This window comes from Pseudothauera nasutitermitis (assembly GCF_004801295.1).
In the GTDB taxonomy this organism is placed as follows: Bacteria; Pseudomonadota; Gammaproteobacteria; order Burkholderiales; family Rhodocyclaceae; genus Pseudothauera; species Pseudothauera nasutitermitis.
In genome coordinates this window covers 283555-305487 of record NZ_SSOC01000002.1, presented here as the reverse complement: position 1 = coordinate 305487, position 21933 = coordinate 283555, and the positions used below count along the sequence as shown (strand labels likewise).

The 21933-nt window shown below is 65.2% G+C and carries 12 protein-coding genes; 7 read left to right on the top strand and 5 right to left on the bottom strand.

All coding sequences use genetic code 11. From position 1 onward, the window contains the following. Position 1: 1 nt before the first annotated feature. The gene (locus E6C76_RS05510) at positions 2-544 is read right to left on the bottom strand and encodes a glutathione peroxidase (protein ID WP_136347249.1); all 543 of its coding nucleotides are present in this window, start codon (positions 542-544) and stop codon (positions 2-4) included. Then, positions 483-1304 (bottom strand): rhodoquinone biosynthesis methyltransferase RquA, encoded by an 822-nt coding sequence (gene rquA, locus E6C76_RS05505; protein WP_136347248.1) that lies wholly within the window; start codon positions 1302-1304, stop codon positions 483-485. Before rquA ends, E6C76_RS05510 begins: the two co-directional genes overlap by 62 nt. 172 nt (positions 1305-1476) lie before the next feature. Here rquA and E6C76_RS05500 point away from each other — a divergent pair, with 172 nt between their 5' ends. The 7 genes from E6C76_RS05500 to E6C76_RS05465 all read left to right on the top strand — a co-directional run bounded on the left by E6C76_RS05500 (position 1477) and on the right by E6C76_RS05465 (position 19326). Continuing rightward, the gene (locus tag E6C76_RS05500; RefSeq protein WP_136347247.1) at positions 1477-2829 is read left to right on the top strand and encodes a YjgN family protein; all 1353 of its coding nucleotides are present in this window, start codon (positions 1477-1479) and stop codon (positions 2827-2829) included. Continuing rightward, positions 2829-3839: a M48 family metallopeptidase gene (locus E6C76_RS05495; RefSeq protein ID WP_136347246.1), complete on the top strand. Its 1011-nt coding sequence runs from the start codon at positions 2829-2831 to the stop codon at positions 3837-3839. Before E6C76_RS05500 ends, E6C76_RS05495 begins: the two co-directional genes overlap by 1 nt. A 303-nt stretch (positions 3840-4142) precedes the next feature. Continuing rightward, positions 4143-5843 (top strand): ShlB/FhaC/HecB family hemolysin secretion/activation protein, encoded by a 1701-nt coding sequence (locus E6C76_RS05490; RefSeq protein WP_136347245.1) that lies wholly within the window; start codon positions 4143-4145, stop codon positions 5841-5843. Between the two features lie 19 nt (positions 5844-5862). Beyond that, positions 5863-16755: a two-partner secretion domain-containing protein gene (locus tag E6C76_RS05485; RefSeq protein WP_168734251.1), complete on the top strand. Its 10893-nt coding sequence runs from the start codon at positions 5863-5865 to the stop codon at positions 16753-16755. A 917-nt stretch (positions 16756-17672) separates the two neighbouring features. Further along, the gene (locus E6C76_RS05475; RefSeq protein ID WP_136347242.1) at positions 17673-18137 is read left to right on the top strand and encodes a hypothetical protein; all 465 of its coding nucleotides are present in this window, start codon (positions 17673-17675) and stop codon (positions 18135-18137) included. After that, positions 18134-18856, top strand: a complete 723-nt coding sequence (locus tag E6C76_RS05470; protein WP_136347241.1) for a hypothetical protein — start codon at positions 18134-18136, stop codon at positions 18854-18856. Before E6C76_RS05475 ends, E6C76_RS05470 begins: the two co-directional genes overlap by 4 nt. Positions 18857-18867: 11 nt before the next feature. Next, positions 18868-19326: a DUF2846 domain-containing protein gene (locus E6C76_RS05465; RefSeq protein WP_136347240.1), complete on the top strand. Its 459-nt coding sequence runs from the start codon at positions 18868-18870 to the stop codon at positions 19324-19326. 269 nt (positions 19327-19595) lie between these two features. On the opposite strand, the gene E6C76_RS05460 is transcribed toward E6C76_RS05465, so the two are convergent. From E6C76_RS05460 to E6C76_RS05450, 3 genes are all read right to left on the bottom strand, one after another. Then, complete coding sequence (locus E6C76_RS05460; protein WP_136347239.1) at positions 19596-20498, bottom strand: creatininase family protein; 903 nt, start codon at positions 20496-20498, stop codon at positions 19596-19598. Positions 20499-20731: 233 nt separating this feature from the next. Beyond that, entirely contained in the window at positions 20732-21634 is a 903-nt protein-coding gene (locus tag E6C76_RS05455; protein WP_136347238.1) for a sensor domain-containing diguanylate cyclase, read from the bottom strand. 48 nt (positions 21635-21682) lie between these two features. Next, positions 21683-21910, bottom strand: a complete 228-nt coding sequence (locus E6C76_RS05450) for a sulfurtransferase TusA family protein (RefSeq protein WP_136347237.1) — start codon at positions 21908-21910, stop codon at positions 21683-21685. Positions 21911-21933: the final 23 nt, after the last annotated feature.

The window sequence follows — 21933 nt, the reverse complement described above, 5'->3', positions numbered from 1 at the left end:
GCTACAGCACGCTTTCGATGGCTTCGCGGACCTCGCGCGAGGTCGGGCTGGTACGCGCCGGGAAGGCACCCACCACGCGGCCTTCGCGGTCGACCACGTACTTGTGGAAATTCCAGCGCGGCGCGCTGGATTGGCGGGCGAGCTCGCGGAAGATCGGGTGCGCGTCGTCGCCGCGCACGTGAATGGGCGCGAACATGTCGAAGCTCACGCCGAAATTGACGAAGCACACGCGCGCGGTGTCGGCCTCGTCGTCGGCCTCCTGGCGGAAGTCGTTGGACGGAAAGCCGATCACCTTGAGGCCGCGTTCGCGATAGGTCTGGTGAATGGTTTCGAGATCGCCGAACTGGTCGGTGAAGCCGCAGTGGCTGGCGGTATTGACGATCAGCAGCGGCTGGCCGGCATAGCTCGCGCGCAGATCGACGGTTTCCGGCGAGTGCAGCCGGCGCATCGTATGGTCGAACAGCGCGGCGGGGCCGCCGGGCTCAGCGGACGCAGGCAGGGAGGCGAGCAGCAGGAGCAGCGGCAGGATGAACAGATGGCGCATTGGTGCTCTCCGGTGAATGGCCGTTCGACCGTTCTCCGCCGTCCTGGTTCGCCTTCGTGCCGCGATGCCGGGCGACCACCACCTGGTAGAGCCCGCCGAAGCAGGTGCGCCGGCTCCAGGTGAACGCTTCGGCGCGCGGGGACAATTCGTGGATGGCCTGGTCGAGCAGCGAAGGCGCGTAAGGTTCGAACAGGCGGAACACCAGATGCATCAACGGCCCCAGCGGGTGCCAGCGCGCCGGGCGGTGGTAATCGACGAATACCGCCTTGCCGCCGGGCTCGACCGCCGCGAGCAGGTTGTCGACGATGGCGCGGCGCTGTCCGGGCGGTACCTCGTGCAGCAGGAAGAAGGCCAGCACGCCATCGTGGGTGGTGCCGAGCGGACGGACCAGATCCGCCCGCCGCACGCGGGCCTGTGGAAGGCCGCGCAGCTTGCGGCGCGCGTTGGCCACCTGCAGGCGCGATACATCCACCACCTCCAGCCGGCCGCCCGGGCCGAGACGGCGGGCCAGCACGGGGGAAAAGACGCCATACACGCAGGCCGCCTGCAGAATCCGCTGACCTGGCTCGAACTCCGCACAGGCAGCGCGGATCAACTGGTCGGCATTGCCCCACAGGATGGCATTGACCACGGCCTGGCGGTCCAGCCACGGCAGCAGGCGGCGGTTCAGGTATGCCCAATGGTAGGTATCGACCAGATAATCCGGCAGCGGCGGCGCGGGAGCGTTCGAAGTGGCGGCGGCGGGCGAGGGCGGGGGCATGCGGCATGACTCCGGGTCGGGGGCGGAAAGCGGCGCCATTGCTGGCGGGATACTGAATCCGCATGATACCATCACGTCATGCCAGCCACCCCGCGAGTGGTTTACTTCGGGCGCTTCACGGCATTGCGTTGTCCGCTCTCGAGCGGACGTTTTTCTTTATTCCGGAGGTGCAATGTCCAATGCAGCCTATGCCCTGGTGTTCCAGGGCGGCATTCTTGCGGGGTTCGAGCGCGAACAGGTCATGGAGCGTTTTGGCGAGCTGTTCGGCCTGAGCGTGGAGGATGTCGAGAAGATCTTCGGCCATCCGCGCGTGGTGCTCAAGCGCAATCTCAGCGAACAATCGGCGCAGGCCTACATCAAACAGCTCAGCGGGATCGGCATGGCGGTGAGCCTGCATGCGCCGGATGCGGCCGCAGCGGCGCCCGCCGCGGGCGTGGAAGCGGGTGCCCCCGCGCCGCTCGCGCTCGTTGCCGAGCCCAGCGCCGATGCCGGCCACGTGCCGCCCGCCGGGACCGTGACGGCCGCGCCGGGTGCGGCCGCCGATGGCGCGCGCGTCGATCTGCCGTTCGAGTTCACCGGGCGCGGCGGCGAGTTCTTCCGCATCTGGATCGTCAACATCCTGCTGACCATCCTGACCCTGAGCGTCTATTCGGCCTGGGCCAAGGTGCGCACGCTGCGCTATTTCTACGGCAATACCCGGCTCGACGGCTCCAGCTTCGAATACCTGGCCGAGCCGCTGCAGATCCTCAAGGGGCGGCTGATCGCCTTCGGCATGCTGATTCTCTACATGCTCGCCGACCGGTTCATGCCGCCGCTGGCCATCGCCATGATGCTGGTCTTCTTCCTGATCCTGCCGTGGATCATGGTGCGCGCCATGGCCTTCCGCAGCCACTATTCGGCATGGCGCGGCGTGCGCTTCGGCTTCGACGGCAGCCTGGGGGAGGCCTACAAGGTTTTCTTGCTGTGGCCCCTGCTGTCGCTGCTCACCGTCGGCCTGCTGTTCCCCTACGCCTTGTATCGCCAGCAGCGCTTCGTCGTGGAGCGTTCGCGCTACGGCACCCAGCTGTTCGGCTACGGCGCCAGGGCGGCGAGCTTCTACCTGATCTTCCTCGCGCTGATCGGCGTCAGCGTCGGCGGTGCGGTGCTGGCGGCGCTGCTCGGCTGGCTGCTCCCGGTACTCACGCCCGTGGCCATCGTGGCGATGTATCTGACCCTGTTCGCCCTGTTCAACGTGATGATGACCAACGTGTTCTTCAATCACACCCGCCTGGGCGGCCACGCGCTGCGTTCGAACTACCAGCTGGGTTCGTATGCGCTGCTGATGATCACCAACACCCTGGGGCTGGTGCTCACCCTGGGGCTGTTCTACCCCTGGGCGCGCGTGCGCAGTGCCCGCTATGCGGCCGCGCACACCGGGCTGGTGGCGGAGGGCAGCCTGGACGAATTCGTCTCTGCGCAGCGTGACGGCGTCTCCGCGCTGGGCGGCGAAATCGGCGACGTGTTCGACGTCGACCTGGGCTTCTGATGCGGATCGAGGGGCGTTACCTCGACGGGCGCAGTTCGCGCCGCCAGACGGCCGTCGCGCTCGTCGAGGATGGCCGCCTGCACCTGCTGGGCACGGACGGCGCTGCGCTGCGCGAGTCCGTGCCGCTTGCCGAGGTCAACATCTCCTCGCGCGTCGGCAACACCCCGCGCCACCTGCGCCTGCCCGATGGCGCCAGCTTCGAGAGCGACGACAACGACACCATCGATGCCCTGGTGGCGCGCCACCGCCCGGCGCGCGCGCTGCTCGCCCATCGGCTCGAATCGCGCCTGCGCTACGTGCTGATCGGCCTGCTGGTCACCGTGGCCTTCGTCTGGGGCAGCGTGCAATGGGGCGTTCCGGCACTGGCGAAGGTGGCCGCCCATGCCTTGCCGCTGGAGGTCAACGAGTACGCCGACCGCAGCGTGCTCGCACTGCTCGACCGCCACATGCTGGAACCGAGCAAGCTGCCGGAAGCCGAACAGGCGCGTCTGCTGGAGGCCTTCGCGCCCCTGGTGGCGGCGGAAAACGGACAGGCTGCGTATCGCGTGCTGTTCCGCGACGCGCAGGATTCGATCGGCGCGAACGCAATGGCCCTGCCGGCGGGCACCATCGTGTTCACCGACCAGCTGGTCAAGCTCGCCAAGCATGACGAGGAACTGGTGGCCGTACTGGCGCACGAAATCGGCCACGTCGTGGAGCGCCATGCCATGCGCAGATCCATCCAGGCCTCGGTCATGGGCCTGCTGGCCGCGCTGGTGGTCGGCGACGTGTCGTCGGTATCCTCGGCGGTGACCGCGCTGCCGCTGATCCTCACCGAACTGGGCTATTCGCGCGCCTTCGAGGTGGAAGCCGACCGCCATGCCGTGCGTACCCTGCGCGAACACGGCATCGAACCCGGACGTCTGGCAGACGTCCTGCAACGCCTGGATCCATCGAAAAGCGCGGGGAACGCGTATCTGAGGACGCATCCGCCGACGTCCGAGCGCGTGCGGGCGATTGTGGGGAACTGAGCGCGCGGGCTTCGTGCTGGCGGCACGGATGTGCGGGTGTGGCAGGGAGTTGGGGATGGCCGGTTTCGTGGATGTCATTGACAGATCGCTTTGACATACCTGTTACGGTTGGATACATTATCCAGCTGTGATGTGCCATGGTCGTATCGACGTTCCCTGAAACCGAGCGCTTGGCGAGCCCTGCCGGAAGACAGCGTTCGCACCGTTCGCTGCCCGCTTCCTGCCATCGTGTTTTCTACATACCGCCTGTCCGCCAGCGTTTTCCGCTTTCATCGGTCTGTTCGATGGGCGCTGCTTCTTTCCATGGCCGCTCTCGCGGGCTTTGCCTCCAGCCTTCATGCGCAGAGCTTGCTTCCCGGTGATCTCGATCTGAACCGGGAGCGGCAGGAGCGCCTGCTGCAGGAACAGCAGCGCCGTCTGCAGGAACTGCGTGAATTGCCCGGTGTGATGCCTGCCCCCGCAGAGAAGCCCGCCGAACCGGGGAAGTGCTTTGATATCCAGCGGATCGAGCTGCAAGGCTCCACGCTGTTGGATGGAGAGGAGCGCCGCCGCCTCGTGGAACCCTTTGAAGGTCGCTGTCTTGCCGTTGACGATCTCAATGAACTGTTGCGGCGGATTACTGCTTGGTATCTCGACCGTGGCTACGTCACCTCACGGGCCTACCTGGCCGAACAGGATCTGAGTAGCGGCACGCTCGAAGTCATCGTCGTCGAAGGACAACTGGAACGCATCGAGCCCGGCCCGGACAGCGGGCTGAGCGTGCGCGAACTGAACCTGGCGTTCCCCGGACAAGAAGGAGAACGGCTCAATCTGCGGGAACTGGAACAACTGGTGGACCAGTTGAACCGCCTGCCTTCCAACCGTGCCACCGTTGAACTGATCCCGGGCGAAGCCGTCGGCGGGAGCCGCGCGGTGATCGCCAACCAGCCGGAGAAGCCCTGGCGCCTGTCCTTCACGCGGCACAACGACGGCCAGCGCAGCACCGGCCGGCAGCAATGGGCGGTGGGCCTGGAGCTGGATTCCCCGCTCGGCCTGGCCGACCAGCTCATGGTGCGCGGCGGGGCCGACACGCACGGCGGGAAGAACCCTTCTTCCGACAACGGCTTTTTCCACTACGGCCTGCCCTGGGGCTGGTGGACCTTCTCCTATACCTACAGCCAGAGTCACTACCGCAGCATCAACGAGACGAGCGGCTTCGCCTTCGCACTCACCGGCCAGAGCCGCAGCCACGAACTGCGCGCCGAGCGGCTGCTGCACCGCGATGCCGTCGGCAAGACCGCGGTGAACTTCGCCATCGGCCAGGTGGACTCGCGCAACTACATCGAAGGCAGCCTGCTGAAAGTCAGCAGCCCGCGCCTGTCCGAAGCGGGGCTGGGCCTGAACCACGGCCGGCGCATCGGTTCGGCCTTCGTCAACCTCGACCTCGGCTGGCAGCGGGGCATCGGCGCCTTCGGCGGACTGACCGACCGCCACCCGGCCTCCGGCGAGCCGCACGCGCAGTACGACAAATACACCTTCACCGCGAGCTTCCTGCAGCCCTTCGCGCTGGCGGGCCAGGCCTTCACCTTCGACAGCCTCGTCTTCGCGCAGAAGAGCGAAGACGTGCTCTACGGCCCGCGCCGCATCAGCATCGGCGGCCTCGGCTCGGTGCGCGGCTTCCAGGACCAGTCCCTGTCGGGCGACAGCGGCGGCTACTGGCGCAACCAACTGCGCTGGCGCACGCCCGTGGCCCCGGATGCGCTGGGCGCCGCCGCCGCGGCCTGGCTGCCCGCGGTGCTGGGCGAGTTCGGCGTCACCCTGGCGTGGGACGTCGGCGTCATCGCCCGCGACCGCCACAACAAGCCTGCCGGCCAGCACGGCCGCATCAGCGGCCGCGCCATCGAACTGAGCGCACGCGGCAAGCACCTGCGTGCCAGCCTGACCTATGCCCAGTCTCTCGTGCGCCCGGACGTTCTGCCCGCCGGCGAGCACCCGCTGCACTTGCGCGTCGAACTCCTCCTCTGACCGAGCCGCCTTTCCCGCCATGAAGAACACCACCGCCTCTGTGCCGGAAACGCCGATGAACCTGCACAGCCCGGCCAGCCGCAGCCTGGCCTGGGTGCTCACCGCCACGCTGACCCTCAACCCGATGGCGCCCGCGCTGGCCCAGATCACGGTGGCAAACGGCACGACCACGCTCGGCCAGGCCGGCAACGGCGTGCCGGTGGTCAACATCGCCGCGCCCAACGCACGCGGGCTGTCGCACAACCGCTTCACCGACTACAACGTCGGCAGCCAGGGGCTGATCCTCAACAACGCCACCGACGCCGTGCAGAAGACCGGCCTGGGCGGGCACATCCTCGGCAACCCCCATCTCGGCGACCGCGCGGCCAGCCTCATCCTCAACGAAGTCACCGGCGGGCGGCCGAGCCAGCTGTCCGGCTATACCGAGATCGCCGGAAAGGCCGCGCGCCTGGTCATTGCCAATCCCTGGGGGATCGCCTGCAATGGCTGCGGCTTCCTCAATACCCCGCGCGTCACGTTGAGCACGGGCACGCCGCTCATCGACGACGGCCGGCTGGCGGGCTTCCGCGTCGAAGGCGGGGAAATCTCCATCGCCGGCACCGGGCTGAATGCCAGCAACGTCGACCAGTTCGACCTGGTGACCCGCAGTGCCAGGCTCAACGCTGAACTCTACGCGCAGCGGCTCAACGTGATCGCCGGGCGCAACGAGGTGGATGCGGACGATCTGAGCGCCACCGCGCTCGCAGCCGGTGACGGCGCGCCGCTGCTGGCCATCGACAGTTCCGCGCTGGGCGGCATGTACGCCAACAGCATCGTCCTGCTCGGCACCGAAGCCGGCGTGGGGGTCCGTCTTGCCGGCGATCTGGCAGCCAGTGCGGGAGACATCCGCATCGATGCACAAGGCAAGCTGAGCGTGGCCAATGCGGCGGCCGCGGGGCGGATCGACGCCCGCGCCGGGGCGCTGGAGACACACGGCCAGCTCTACGCCGGCTCGCAGCTCGAACTGGCAGCGAGCGGCGACCTGGTCAATCACAAGACGCTGGCCGCCCGCGATGCCGTCGTGCTGAGCAGTGGCGCGACACTCACCAACCATGGGCACGTCGAGGCCGGCGTGAATGCCGACAACAGCCGCAACGCGGCCGGCGACGTCCAACTCGTCGGCCAGAATGTGGTCAACAGCGGCAGTCTGGTCGCCAGCCGCCACTTGCAGGCGGACGTCGGTCAAATCCTGGACAACCGGGAGGGCCGCATCGCCAGCGGCAGCGGGCTGGCCGTGCGCGCGAGCGGGCTGAACCAGGCGGGCGGCGAACTGTTCAGCCAGGGCAGCCTGAGCCTGGACCTGAACGGCGGTGCGCTGAACAACGACGAGGCGCTGATCCATGCTGCCGGCCCCCTGCTGCTGAGCAACCTGGGCGCGGCAAGCAACCGCGGCGGGGAAATCTCCAGCGTGGAAAGCCTCGGCCTGTCGGCCGACAGCCTGAACAACCGCGGCGGGCGACTGCTGTCCGGGCAGGGCCTTGCACTGAGCGTCGAGAAGCTCTTCGGCAACGTGGGTGGCCTGGTCAGCGCCCAGTCTCTCGACCTGAGCGCCGCCCGCCTGGACAACACGGCCGGACGCATCGCCAGCCGGGGCGATCTGCTCGCCCAGGTCGGCGAACTCGAACAGATCGACGGCGAACTGCTGGCCGAGGGCGACCTGACGCTGTCCGGCCAGCGCCTGAACAACCAGGGCGGCACACTGGGCGCCAACGGCGAACTGACCCTCGAAGTCGCTGAAATCGACAACCGTGGCGGGGAAATTTCCACCCGCTCGGGCGCACGGATCGAAGCGGACAAGCTGGACAACCGTGGCGGCACCCTGCTGGCTGACCAATTGGCCCTGAGCGCCGGGCAGGTGCGCAACAGCGAGGAAGGGCTGATCTACGGCGAGAAAGCCGTCCAGGTGGACGGCACCGACCTGGACAACCAGGGCGGCACGCTGGCGAGCGACACCCGCCTGTCCGTGGTGCTGGACGGCGACCTGCGCAACGCCGCCGGCCTGCTGGCCAGCGAAGGCGTGCTGAACGTCACGGCCAAATCCCTGGACAACCGGGGCGGCAGCCTCTCCAGCGCGGACGCCCTGGCGGTCGAGGTGGCGGGCGCCCTGCACAACCAGGGCGGGCGCATCCTTACGGACGCGGAACTGTCGCTGCGCAGCGCCGGGCTGGACAACCGCAGCGGGGTGATCTCGGCGGCCGGCGCACTGGCGGTGGAGACAGGCGACTTCAACAACAACCAGGGACAAGTGACCAGCGAAGGCCGCCTGGATCTGCTGGCGGGGCAGGTGGGCAACGCCGGCGGGCGCATCGCCAGCGCCGGCGCGCTCGACGTGCGCGCGAGCGGGCTGGACCAGGCGGGCGGCGAACTGTTCAGCCGCAGCAGCCTGAGCCTGGACCTGAACGGCGGCACGCTGAATAACGACGGGGCACTGCTCAGCGCCCCCGGCGACCTGCTGCTGAGCAATCTGGGCGAAGTGACCAACCGCGGCGGGGAAATCTCCAGCGCGAAGGGTTTCATTCTGGCGGCGACCCGCCTGGACAACGCGGGCGGCCGCCTGCTCAGCGAGCAGGTGCTATCCATCGTGCTTGGCGGCGCCCTCGACAACCGCGCCGGTACGCTGTCCGGCCAGCGTCTGGCACTGTCTGCCGCCAGCGTGGACAACCGTACCGCCGGGCTGATCCGCAGCGGCAGCGAACTGAGCCTGCAGGTGACGGGCAAGCTGATCAACGACGCCGGGCGCATCGCCAGCCGGGGCGATCTGCTCGCCCAGGTCGGCGACCTCGAACAGATCGACGGCGAACTGCTGGCCGAGGGCAACCTGACGCTGTCCGGCCAGCGCCTGGACAACCAGGGCGGCACACTGGGCGCCAACGGCGAACTGACCCTCAAGGTCGCCGAAATCGACAACCGCGGCGGGGAAATTTCCACCCGCTCGGGCGCACGGATCGAAGCGGACAAGCTGGACAACCGCGGCGGCACCCTGCTGGCCGACCAATTGACCCTGAGCGCCGGGCAGGTGCGCAACAGCGAGGAAGGGCTGATCTACGGCGAGAAGGCCGTCCAGGTGGACGGCACCGACCTGGACAACCAGGGCGGCACGCTGGCGAGCGACACCCGCCTGTCCGTGGTGCTGGACGGCGACCTGCACAACGCCGCCGGCCTGCTGGCCAGCGAAGGCGCGCTGAACGTCACGGCCAAGTCCCTGGACAACCAGGGCGGCAGCCTCTCCAGCGCGGACGCCCTGGCGGTCGAGGTGGCGGGCGCCCTGTACAACCAGGGCGGGCGCATCCTCACGGACGCGGAACTGTCGCTGCGCAGCGCCGGGCTGGACAACCGCAGCGGGGTGATCTCGGCGGCCGGCGCGCTGTCGCTGTCCACCGGCGCCTTCGACAACAGCCAGGGCCAGTTGACCGGCAGCGACCGCCTCGACCTGCTGGCGGGGCAGGTGGGCAACGCCGGCGGGCGCATCGCCAGCGTCGGCGCGCTCGACGTGCGCGCGAGCGGGCTGGACCAGGCGGGCGGCGAACTGTTCAGCCGCAGCAGCCTGAGCCTGGACCTGAACGGCGGCACGCTGAACAACGACGGGGCACTGCTCAGCGCCCCCGGCGACCTGCTGCTGAGCAATCTGGGCGAAGTGAGCAACCGCGGCGGGGAAATCTCCAGCGCGAAGGGCTTCACCCTGGCGGCGACCCGCCTGGACAACGCGGGCGGCCGTCTGCTCAGCGAGCAGGTGCTGTCCGTCGTGCTTGGCGGCGCCCTCGACAACCGCGCCGGCCTGGTCAGCGCCTGGGATCTCGCACTCGCCGCCGCCCGCCTGGACAACGGTGCCGGCACCCTGTTTGCCCGCAACGACCTGTCCGCCGAAGTGGATACCGTCCTGCACAACGCCGGCGAAGGGCTGATCCAGGCCGGCGGCGGCCTGCTCCTGAGCGGTAGCGAACTGGACAACCGGGGCGGCTACGTGGTGGCCGGGCAAACCCTGGCGCTCACCCTGGATGGCGCGCTGGACAACCGCGACGGCGGCCTGGTCACCAGCCAGGGCGGGCTGGAACTCACCGCCGGCAGCCTGGACTCCAGCCAGGGCGGCGAAGTATCGGCCAAGGGCGACCTGCAGCTGCGCCTCGGCGCGCTCGTCCAGCAACAAGGGATGCTGATCGGCGAAGGCGCGCTGAGCGTGGATCTGCGCCAGGGCGACCTGGACAACCAGGGTGGCCTGATCAGCAGTGGTGGCCGGCTGGACCTGAAGAACCTGGGCAGCCTGGACAACCGCGAAGGCGAAATCTCCAGCCTGGGCGTGCTGGCGCTCGCCGCCACCCATCTGGACAACCGTGCCGGCACGCTCATCGGCCGCGACTGGCTGAACCTGATCCTCGGCACGGCCGACAACCGCGGCGGCCTGCTCTCCGGCTGGCAGGGCCTGGCGCTGAGCGCCGGCAGCCTGGACAACCGCGCCGTCGGCACCGTCTCGAGCCGCAGCGGCGACCTCGACCTGCAACTGACCGGCGACCTGCTCAACAGCGGCGAAGGCGCCCTGGTCGCCGCCGGCCGCCTCGACCTCGCCGCAGCCGGCCTGGACAACCGCGCGCAGGGCATCCTCTCCAGCGGCGCCGGGCAAACCCTGGCAATCGGCGCCACCCTGGACAACCGCGGCGGGCAGATCGACAGCGGCACGGCCCTGGCGATCGATGCCCGGCGTGTGGACAACCAGGGCGGCCTGCTGCGTGCCGGGCAGACGCTGGCCGTTGCGGCCGGCGACCTGGACAACCGCGCCGGACACATCGGCGCCGGGGGAGATGCCCGCCTCGAACTCGACGGCACGCTGCTCAACGCCGATGGCCAGCTCGCCAGCGGCGGCGTGCTGAACCTGAGCGCGGCGGTGCTGGACAACCGCGGCGGGACCGTGGCCAGCCAGAACGCGGCGACCGTGGACGCCGGCAGCCTGGACAATTCCGCGCGCGGCACCCTGGCGGCCAACGGTGCGCTGGAGATCCGCGTGGACGGTACCGTCGACAACCGCGGCGACGGGCTGATCTACAGCCGCGACGCCACGGTGCAACTGGCCGCCGGCACCCTGGACAACCAGGGTGGCGCCCTGCAGAGCCAGGGCGACCTGTCCCTGGAACTAGACGGCGACCTGCTCAACGCAGGCGGCACGCTGCAGAGCCAGGCGGGCGACGTGGCCCTGCGCGCCGCCAACCTCGACAACCGCCTGGGCACCCTCGCCAGCCTGGAAGGCGAGGTGCGCGCGCTGCTGTCCGGCTGGCTGAACAACGGTGCGGCCGGGCAGGACGGGGGCGGCCTGATCCAGGGGCAGCGGCTCGATCTGGCCGCCACCGGCACCCTGTTCAACGAGGGCGGGCGCATCCATGCGCTCGGCGGCGACGCCGGCCTGTCCGCCGCCGCCTTCGACAACCGGCAGGGCGTGCTCCACGCCCGCGACGCGCTGCGCCTCACGGGCGGCGGTCTGGACAACCGTGCCGGCACGCTTGGCGCCGGCAGCATCGATCTGCGCCTTTCCGGCGCCATCGACAACCGCGAAGGCATCGTCGAAAGCAGCGCTGCGCTCGCCATCCGTGCCGCCAGCCTGGACAACCGGGACGGCCAGTTGCGCGCGCTGGGCGAGCAGGGCGAGACCGTCCTCCAACTGGGCGGCCTGCTCGACAACCGCGCCGGCGTCCTGGAAAGCGCCAACCGCGACCTGAGCGTGGAGATCAGCGAACTGCGCAACCAGGGCGGCAGCCTGGTGCACGCCGGCGGCGGTGAATTCGGCATCGCCTCGGCGCAGGCCGCCGAGGCCGGCGGGCGCATCGTCACCGCGGGTGGCCTGACCCTGAGCGCGGAAAGCTGGCACAACAGCAGCGTGCTGCAGGCCGGCCGCCTCACCCTGGAGGTGGGCACCTTCACGCAGAGCGCCAGCGGCCAGGTGCTGGCCAGCGAATCGCTCACCGGCACCGGCACCCACTGGACCAACGACGGCCTGATCGCCAGCGACGGCACGCTCTCGCTGGCGCTCACGGGCGGCTACGGCGGCGCGGGCCGTCTGAGCAGCGTGGGCGGGCTCGACCTTTCCGCCGCCAGCCTGGAGCTGGCCGCCCTGGGCACCATCGCCGCCGGCGGCAAGGCCACCTTCCAGTTCAGCGCACAGGCGGACAACCTCGGGCGCATCACCGCGGCCGGCAGTCTCGACTTCACCGCCGCGCAACTGAACAACCGCGGCACCCTGGGCAGTGCCGAGGACCTGACCCTGGACACGCCCGACCTGCTCAACGAAGAAGGGCTGATCTTCAGTGGCGGCGACATGGCGCTGCACGCGGACCGATTCATCAACCGACATGCCGATGTGTATGCCCTGGGCGGACTGCTGATCCGTGGGGCCGGCACACAGGACAGCGCAGAAAAAATAGAAAACCGCTCAGGCTCCATCGAAAGCGTTGGAAACATGGGCATTCGGGCGAATACCCTGGAGAACACCGCCGACGTCTTCGAGATCAGCCGCAAGTTGCTGTCGGGAGGCATCGCGGTGCGCTGCATCGACTGCAGGGGCGACCATTACACGGTCGACTACTTCGTCCGGGAGTATTACCAGACCGAGATTGACGCGGACGCGCCTGCGCACATCACCGCGGGCGGCGATTTCTCCTTTGTCGGCACCACCTTCGCCAACCGGCTGAGCACCCTTTCCGCGGCGGGCGACATCGGCATCGAGACCGGGCAGTTCAGCAACGAGGGCGCGGTATCCGGCACCATCGAACGGACCCGCATCTACCGGCATGGCCCAGTGACCGATGGCACGGTCGGTCGCTACATCCAAAGCCACATCTACCCGTACAACCTGCGCAACAACCCGGATTACCTGGAGTGGGACGACGAAGGCATTCCCTACTCTAACTCTTACTACGACCCGGACAACCTGCTGGAATTTTCGCCCACGACGAGCAGTGTGTTCAAATTGTGGAGCGACTTGGAAGTCTCCACCACCACTCCCGGCGAAGGGCAGGGCGCGGTCATCCAGGCCGGGGGCGCGGTTTCCATCACCGCCAGCGAAAACCTCAACAACGGCGTCATCTCCCACGACTACGCCTACCAGCAAGGCGGCCAGACGCAGGATGTCGTGCCCGTCGCGCCGGTCACGACCACCGTCGTCGAATTGAATCCGCAGCTTCCGCCCGATCTCGCGCAGCAGCAGGTCAACCCGCTGACCTTGCCGGGCTTCAGCCTGCCCACGGGCCAGAACGGCCTGTTTCGCCTGAGCGGCGAGACGGGCAGCGAGGCCGGGGCGAGTACCGCCTCCGGCGCCGCGGACTGGAGCCTGTCCGCCGGCACGCTGGGGCAGGCGCAGCGCACCACGCAGGTGGACGCCCCCGAGGCCGATGGCGTGCGCATCGACGGCGGCGGCCTGCAGGCCAGCACCACGGAGCTTCAGTCCGGCGAGCGGGCGCAGACCGCGCCCGCCGTTCAGGCCGGTGAAGTGCAGGTGGCGTCCAGCACCGCGGCGGACGGCGGCGCGGCCACCCCTGGCGCCCAGGGCGTGGCGGTCGAGTACAGCGTGCCGAAGCACCCGTACCTGATCGAGACGAACCCTGCGCTGACCGAACTGGCCCACTTCCTGGGCTCGGACTACCTGCTGGGTCTGCTGGGCGAGGACGGGGACACGTCCTGGCGCCGGCTGGGCGACGGGCTGTACGAGCAGCGTCTGATCCGCGAAGCGGTGGTGGCGCGTACCGGGCAGCGCTATCTGGCCGGGCTGGGCTCGGACGAAGCGATGTACCGCTACCTGATGGACAACGCGGTGGCGAGCAAGGACGCGCTGAACCTGTCGGTGGGGGTGAGCCTGACGGCCGAGCAGGTGGCCGCGCTCACGCACGACATTGTGTGGCTCGAAGCGTATGAAGTGAATGGGGAGGAAGTGCTGGTGCCGGTGCTGTACCTGGCGCAGGCCGAAGGCCGGCTGGGCCCGACCGGGGCGCTGATCCAGGGCAGCGACCTGGCGCTGATCGCCGGGGACACGCTCGCCAACCGGGGCACGCTGCGGGCCGACGGAAACCTCTCGGCCACGGCCGGGCAGGTGGTCAACAGCGGCCTCCTGGAAGCGGGCGATCGGTTGTCGGTGCTGGCGGTCGACAGCGTGCTCAACACCCGGGGCGGCATCCTCGCGGGGCGCGACGTGGACGTCACCGCACTCACCGGGGACCTGATCAACGAGCGCACGGTCACCGAATTCACCGCCCGGGCCAGCGGCCTCACCTTCACGCGCAGCCTGGTCGATACGGCCGGGCGCATCGAAGCGGGCGGGGATCTGGTGCTGTCGGCGGGGCGCGACCTGTACAACCTGGGCAGCGTGGTGTCGGCCGGCGGGGGCGTGGAACTGTCGGCCGGCGGCGACCTGATCATCGCCGCAGTCGAAGACCGGCAAAGCAGCTTCGCCCGCATCCGGCGCGGCACCTATTCGACCGAGTACGTCACCCAGCTGGGGTCCGAAGTGAGCGCCGGGGGCGATCTGGCGCTGTCGGCGGGCCAGGACCTGGCGGTGATCGCCAGCCGGGTGCAAGCCGGGGGCGACGCGTTCCTGCTGGCCGGCGGCGACCTGACGCTTGAGGCGGCGGCCGACGTCTCGCACACGGACTACCGCTACCGGAGCAGCCGCAAGAAGATCCACGATGAAAAGCTCAGCGTGCGCCAGCAGGCGGCCGAAGTGGAAGCCGGGGGCAACCTGCTGCTGGCGGCCGGTGAGGACCTGACGCTGGTGGCCAGCGCGGCGCAAGCCGGGGGCGAGGCCTACCTGTACGCGGGGCAGGAGTTGGCGCTGCTGTCTGCCGAGAACCAGGATTACAGCCTGTACGAAAAGAAGAAAAAGGGCAGCTTCGGGCGCAAGAAGATGCGCCGCGACGAAGTGACCGTGATCACCCAGGTGGGCAGCCAGGTGAGCGCGGGCGAAAGCGTCACGCTGGAAAGCGGCGGCGACCAGACCTACCAGGTGGCGAAGCTGACCAGCGGCGGGGATCTGACCCTGGACAGTGGCGGAGAGATCGCCTTCGAAGGGATGATGGACCTGAAGCAGGAAAGCCACCAGAAGAGCAAGAGCAGCTTCGCCTGGCAGAGCGCCAAGGGCAAGGGCAAGACGGACGAGACGCTGCGCCAGAGCGAACTGGTGGCCGGAGGTGAGCTGGCGATCCGTGCGGCGGACCGGATCAGCATCGACATCAAGGAAGTCAATGCGCAGACGGTGAGCCAGACGATCGACGCGCTGGTGCAGGCCGAACCGCAACTGGCGTGGCTGAAGGAGATGGAAGCGCGCGGGGACGTGGATTGGCAGCGCGTGAAGGAAGTGCACGACCAGTGGAAGTACAGCCATTCGGGGATGGGCCCGGGGCTTGCGCTGGTGGTGGCGATCGTGGTCACCGTGATGACGTGGGGGGCGGCCAGCAGTGCGGTGGCGGGCGTGACCAATGCGGCCGTGGGTACGGCGACCAACACCGCACTGACCGCGGCGGCGACCTCGGCCATGTCGAACATGGCGATCAACACGATCAACAGCGGCGGGGATCTGGGCGAAGCGCTCAAGCTGAGCTTCTCGGGCGATGCCATGAAGGGCTACGTGACCAGCGCGCTGGTGGCGGGGATCACGGCGGGGTACATCGACGAGGCGTTGGGCGGCAAGACCGACCCGGTGACGGGCAAGGTTTCGGGCTTCAACCTGAGCGATTTCTCGGACGTGGGCCGTTTTGCGGTGCATCAGGCGGCGCGCGCTGGGGTGTCGGCGACGGTGAGCACGGCGATCAACGGTGGCAGCTTCAGCGACAACCTGGCCGCGGCGCTGACTTCTGCGGCGGTGCATACGGTCTCGGCGGGAGCCTTCAACCTGGTGGGCGACCTCGGGCTGGACAACGGCAGCATCGAGAAGATCCTGGTGAAGGCCCTGGTGGGCGGTCTGATCAGCCAAGCGGCTACGGGGGACTTTGCCACCGGGGCACTGGCGGCGGGGGCCAACGAGGCGCTGGTCGATGGTCTGGCGAAGCTGGTGGATGGGGATCCGCAACTGCTCTCGATGGCCTCGCAACTGGTGGGGGCGGTGTCCTCGGCGGTCTCGGGGGGCGATGCGCAACTAGCCTCCGACATCGCCAACTACGATACGCAGTACAACTACTTGAACCACCAAAACCTTGATGATTTGGTAGCAGAAGCCCGTTCCTGCGAGGCGCTGGGGAATTGTGACGAGGTCAGACAGAAGTTCAGGGCACTATCTGTAGCAAATGATGATGGGCTCGTTGCGGCATGTAATGCCAATGCGCAGGATTGCATTCAACGTTTTGGCAGTTTGCTGGAAGACAGCCAGGGTATCCAGGAGCGCTTGGCCGAGCTGTATTTCGACGATAGCATCCCTAGCTTGTTCAAGTGGGACCTGCATGTCTACCAGATGCAGAATCTGAGTGCTACAGGTGTTCTGGCACAAGCGGGTGCACAGGTTGCGCTTGAGAACCGGGGACTGTCTCCGGATGCAGCGGCTTTGGCGGCCGCTATTGTCGGATCTGCAGCAAGTGGTGGGGTGCCGGGGAAGGGGGGGGCAAAAGGAGTTGGAAACGGGGCGAAGTTTGCCGATCAAGCGAAGCTTGATGATCACTTTGCTCGCCATGGTAGCGATTTTGGCGCCAGAAATGCCTTGGAGTATCAATCCCAGGCGGATAGGTTTTTAACGGTTTCAAAGCCTGTGGGCGTACTTGAAAAAGTACGCCCTAATGGAGATGTCGTGCGTTATAACCCTGCTACTGATGAATTTGGCGTCATATCAAGTAGTGGAAATATCCGCACATATTACAAACCCGATCCAGCAGTTCATGGTAAGGGATCTAATTTGGATTATTTCAATGCGCAATAGTAGTGAATCTTATGTTTGCCCGGTATGCGGATACCCCTGCCTTGATGAGGCTGCGTACGATGACTTTGGCTGCCCTTCTTATAATATATGCCCCTGTTGTGGGACGGAATTTGGATATGATGATTCAGTGGTGGCTCATGCCGATTTACGTAAAAAATGGATTTCTAATGGGATGCAATGGTGGAGTAGGAATCAAATAAAATCCAATGGTTGGGACCCAATTAAACAGCTAAAGGATGCTGGAATGCTTAGTTAATTGGGGTGAAATGAATTGAAGCGTGCAGGAAATTATCAATCCTTTTTTTGTTGATGGAAGACGCGCCATTGATAAGGCGCAAGGCTATGAAGATGGTGTGCGGAATATATAGCTCTTGCCGAACTGTATCTCGACGATAGCATCCCCGGCATGTTCAAGCTGGATCCGTATGGTGCATATAAAATTGCGCTAATTTCTAATGGAAATTCTGGTTTTTTAACGGCGTCAAAGATTGTCTGTTCAACGAAAGGGGCTCAAGTTATTAATGTGAGCAGATGTTATTTAAATAGCTTTATTTTGAGTTGGTCGGCTGGTGAGAATAGATAATGAAGTCTGTTTTTTCTATGTTGTCTGTTGTTGCCGAATTTTTGTTCTTTCTTGGGGTGGGTGTGTGGGTTGGGTTGTGGTGGATGCCGGCTGTTTCGGAAGGGAGTACCAGTGCGTCATTTGTAACAGCAACATTGGTGTTGGTGGTAGCGGGCGGGTATTTCAAAAAATATTTAATGCCTAAATCAAGAGGGAGGGTGTTTCTTTGTTCGATATGGCTTTAATTGTATTTTCCATAATTGGATATGTGTTCGGTGTATTTTTTATGTGGCTTTGAAATAAAGCAATGGCTATATAGGTGATGGTAGGTGATGGCTTCGATGCGCTTGAATAATTGACGAATCCGAACAATGGGGACTACCGGGCTTGGCAGACGGTCACCGCCGCTGCGACGGGCGCGCTCCTGTATCCGCTCGCAGGACGAAGCGTGTGGATTGACAGTGCCCTTGGGGCCACGTCCGCTGGGGTCGTGACGGCGGTGACCAATGAGGTCTACGATCGGCCTAACACCGGATCCAATAGCGTGGTGTGGAATGCGTTCTTGGGTGGTACGTTTGGATATCTGGGTAACCGAGTCGCAGATGGCACTACGAATTATCTCAATGCCAATATACCGAGATACATCGGCGGCAAACCCATTGATCGCAATGTGCCGATTTTGCTACAGAACTTGGGCCGTCCCAATCCGCTCGTTCCCTATATCGACACCATCGGGAAATCGACAGGGAATGTAGTGAACGGGATTCCTTCCCTTGCGCCGGGTTTGTTCTCCGGGCCGTCGCAGGGAGAGAATCCGTGAGCGAAAATGCTAGACCCCGTAGATACTTTAACGATTCCCCATTTGTCCACGGAGGGTATTTCGATATCTGGACGTATACGGGGACGTTGAGAATATTTGTTTTTGCGTTGCTTATTATTTATGGAGGGCGTTATATAGATTTTTTTGGTGGATGGCTGTGGGGTTTATTTGGAGAGGAGCTGATCATCTCCCCTGGCAAGGCCGATTGGTACGCACGTGTTGCATGCGGTCTTGCAACGCCACTGTTGATCTTGTCACCCATCAACCTTTTTACGATCTTTCGCCGACGCCGCTATCTCAGGGCCGCAGCCCCCCAGGCGGCCCAGCAGGCCGCCTTGTGGCTCAAGGAGAGGGCGGAGCACGATCGTAAGGAAGGAAAGAACGTCGATGCCGGGGGCGCTGTTCCCAGGCAGCCAGAACAAAAGGGGCTGGTGCAACGTTGGCCGATCCTGCACGACGTGGTATGGGGTTGGCCGCTGCTCCTGGCCTTGCCGTTGACGCTTTTCGGTGAGCCGCTGAATGCCATGCGTGGCCTGGTTCTGGGCGTCTTTGCATACAGCCTGAGTCATACGATCTCGAAGACGGGACTGCCGATGCCTGTAAAGCTGGGTATGGCGTGGAGTATTGGTGCATTGGCCGTCGGGCTGTGGTTTTACTTCTTCAAAGTTCAAGTTGAGCTTTTAGCGTTATCTACGTTTTTATCCACCACCACCCATTGAAAGGTATCTTCATGACCAAATTCACCGTCCTCGTCCTTGCAGCCGTGCTGATGACCGGCTGCGCATCTGTCGACATGGCTTCGAAGGAGGCATCGGACAAGGCCAAACGCTTTGACCCGCCAAGCGCAGGGCAGGCTGGCGTTTATATTTACCGGAACAGCTTTGCTGGCAAAGCACTGAAGAAAGACCTGTGGATCGATGGTGAATGCGTTGGGGAGAGTGCGCCCGATGTCTTTTTCTATACCGAGGTAAAGGGCGGAGAGAAACACAAGATCGAGACGGAGTCTGAATTCTCTCCGAACGCGCTGGAGTTAATGTTTGTTGCAGGGAAAAATTATTTCATCCGGCAGTTCATCAAGATGGGCGCTTTCGTTGGCGGAGCTGATCTGGAAGAGGTTTCGGAAGAGCAAGGCAAGGCGGATATTGCGAAACTGAACATGGCGCAGTCTGGGAAATGCAGTAGTAAATGACCAAAGGGGTCGGAGTAGATTTATTTCAGAAAAACTCGAATGACTCTACCCTTTCGGAATTTCGTGCGTATGGAAAAAGTTGCAGTTGGTGGATGAGGCGACCGGGCATGAAGGGGGCGCCGAGTGCAAGCTGATCGAGCATCAATAACAGGGGGAGGGGTGAAAAAGGCCGCGATATTCGTCGCGGCCTTTTGCTTTGAGCACGCCAGTACCGGGTGCCTTCAGCGGTGGCACAAACGTGCCAGACCGGTCTGATTACGGAAAGCGCCTCAATAGTTGACCGTGAAGCGCTTTTCCTCCGGGTAGGCGCGTACATCCACGCCCGGTACTTCCTGCGGCCCGTAGTGCTCTTCCAGATCGCGGATCAGATCCAGGTAGCGCTCCACCGCGCGTTCGAGCACCTTGCGCCCTTTTTCGGCGGAGGCGGTCAGGATGTCCTCGGTGGTGCCCAGTCCGCCGCGGCTGAGATGGCCGGGTTGCGGAATGGGGATGACCTGGGCAATGTCGAAGACTTGGAAGGTTTCGGTTTCGTCCTGGGTGATCGAACGCTTGAGCAGGGATCTGTCGATCAGCGGCTTGAAGGTTTTGCCGCTGGCCTTGTCGAGCTTGACCAGATCGGGGCGGACGAACAGCACGTTGCTCGTCTCTTCTTCGCCGGAGTGATAGAACGGCGTGCTCACCTCGCGGCGCAGGGTTTCCGCCGCCAGTTCCCAGTAGGTGGCGGCGGCGATGAACAGGTTCTTGCCTTCCCGGCGCAGTTCGGTCGCCGTTTCGTGGGCGATGACCTGGAAGTGTGGCTCCTGCCCGTGGCCCTGCACGATGATGACCTTGCGGAACCCGGTGGCCCACAGGCCGCGCAGGATGTCCTTGGCGAAGGCGAACAGGGTTTGCTGGGAAACGGCCAGCGTGCCGGGAATCGGATCGCCGTTGAGGTCGTAGTGGAAGGTGGGGGAGGCGCCGGCGCGGAACGGGGTCGGCGAGAGCACCGGGAGTCCGGTACGGCGGCTCAGTTCCTCGGCGATCCATTCCGCCGTGTAGGTATCGGTGCCGAGCGGCAGGTGATCGCCGTGCGCTTCGGTCGTGGCGGCTGGGATGATGATGGTGCCGCGGGTTTTTGCCAGATGATCCGCTGCGTCCAGTGTCAGCGATTCAAAAATGATGGGGTCTGCCATTCTCTGTTTTCCTGTCTGTTTCGCAGGGGCGGCGATTCGCCGCTTTGCGTGGGGGAAATGCGGGAGCGCGACGGTATGCAAGCCCTTGCGGGCCTTCGTGCCGTTGCTGGAGGCAGTCTAAAGAAGGGAGGAATGGGCCGGAAATAATTAAAATGAAATTGCGTGGTGGCGTTTAAATGATTAAATCCAGATCAAGAAAACGATAGTGGCCCGGGGTTCGTGTTTTATATGGTTCAGCGTCGGGAAAATGCCGTGGTGTTGCGTCCGGTGTGTTTGATGGCGTACATGGCGAGGTCGGCCGCGCGGATCAGGGTGTGCGGGTCGAGGCCGTTGTCCGGGTAGAGGGCAATGCCCACGCTGGCGCCGATATGGGCACTGCCGTGGGGCAGCACGAAGGCTTTCCCGAGGTCGGCGACGATGCGAGCGGCGATGCGTTCCACCAGTTCGGCGGTGATGCGCTCGGCAAGCACGAGGAATTCGTCGCCACCCACGCGCGCGATGGTGTCGGCGGTGCGCACGCTGCGCTGCAGCCGCCGGGCGACTTCCTGGAGAACCAGGTCGCCGGCTTCGTGGCCCATGCCGTCATTGACCGTCTTGAAGCGGTCCAGATCGATGAACAGCACCGCGAAGCGGCTGGAATCGCGCTCGGCCCGGGTTCGGGCCTTTTCGATTTCATGGCGGAAGCGGCGCACAGTGAGCAGGCCGGTCAGGGCGTCATGGTCGGCCAGCGCGCGCAGTTCCGCTTCGGCCTCCTTCTGTGCGGTGATGTCGACGAAGGCGAACAGCAGCAGGCCTTCTTCTTCGATGGGGATTTCCGACAGCGAGGCCAACCCCCAGATCTCGCTGCCGTCGCGGCCGCGCAGGCGCAACTCGAAGTTACGCACTTCGCCCCGTTCGGCGAAACCCTGCAGCAGCTGGTTGCGCTCTTCCGGATCGACGAACAGTTCCCGCCAGCGGTGGCCGAGAATGTCCACCGCGTTCACATCCAGTATTTCGTTGAAGAAGCGGTTGGAAAACACCATCCGGCCGTCTTCCACGGAAATCACCAGAATGCCGGCGGGCACCGTGTCGTTGAACACCCGCAGGCGGTGATCCTGCGAGAACATCTGTTCCAGGGTGGAAATGCTCAGTTTCATGTCCTGAGCCTCGGCCTTCTGTCCCGGGGCGGGCGCCCCGGGCGGTGATTACGCGCCTTTGCGAATCTGGAATGTATAGATTCCCTGGGATTCGCTCTGATTGATGAGGTCGCTGCCGGTGGAGCGACATAGCGCGTTGAAGTCCCGGATGGAGGCCGGGTCGGTGGTGAGGATTTCGAGCACCGCGCCGCTTTCCAGATTCCGCATGGCCTTGCGGGTGTGGATGACCGGCAGGGGGCAATTCAGATTCTTGACATCAAGAATGACTTTCGACATGCCCGGCGTCCGTTTGAATGGAG

What these genes read in the sequence shown, in the direction of transcription:
- E6C76_RS05465 (WP_136347240.1), top strand. Translation starts at nt 18,868, where the DNA reads ATGACCAAATTCACCGTCCTCGTCCTTGCAGCCGTGCTGATGACCGGC.
- E6C76_RS05455 (WP_136347238.1), bottom strand. Translation starts at nt 21,634, where the DNA reads ATGAAACTGAGCATTTCCACCCTGGAACAGATGTTCTCGCAGGATCAC.
- E6C76_RS05450 (WP_136347237.1), bottom strand. Translation starts at nt 21,910, where the DNA reads ATGTCGAAAGTCATTCTTGATGTCAAGAATCTGAATTGCCCCCTGCCG.
- E6C76_RS05460 (WP_136347239.1), bottom strand. Translation starts at nt 20,498, where the DNA reads ATGGCAGACCCCATCATTTTTGAATCGCTGACACTGGACGCAGCGGAT.
- E6C76_RS05500 (WP_136347247.1), top strand. Translation starts at nt 1,477, where the DNA reads ATGTCCAATGCAGCCTATGCCCTGGTGTTCCAGGGCGGCATTCTTGCG.
- E6C76_RS05510 (WP_136347249.1), bottom strand. Translation starts at nt 544, where the DNA reads ATGCGCCATCTGTTCATCCTGCCGCTGCTCCTGCTGCTCGCCTCCCTG.
- E6C76_RS05495 (WP_136347246.1), top strand. Translation starts at nt 2,829, where the DNA reads ATGCGGATCGAGGGGCGTTACCTCGACGGGCGCAGTTCGCGCCGCCAG.
- E6C76_RS05490 (WP_136347245.1), top strand. Translation starts at nt 4,143, where the DNA reads ATGGCCGCTCTCGCGGGCTTTGCCTCCAGCCTTCATGCGCAGAGCTTG.
- rquA (WP_136347248.1), bottom strand. Translation starts at nt 1,304, where the DNA reads ATGCCCCCGCCCTCGCCCGCCGCCGCCACTTCGAACGCTCCCGCGCCG.
- E6C76_RS05485 (WP_168734251.1), top strand. Translation starts at nt 5,863, where the DNA reads ATGAAGAACACCACCGCCTCTGTGCCGGAAACGCCGATGAACCTGCAC.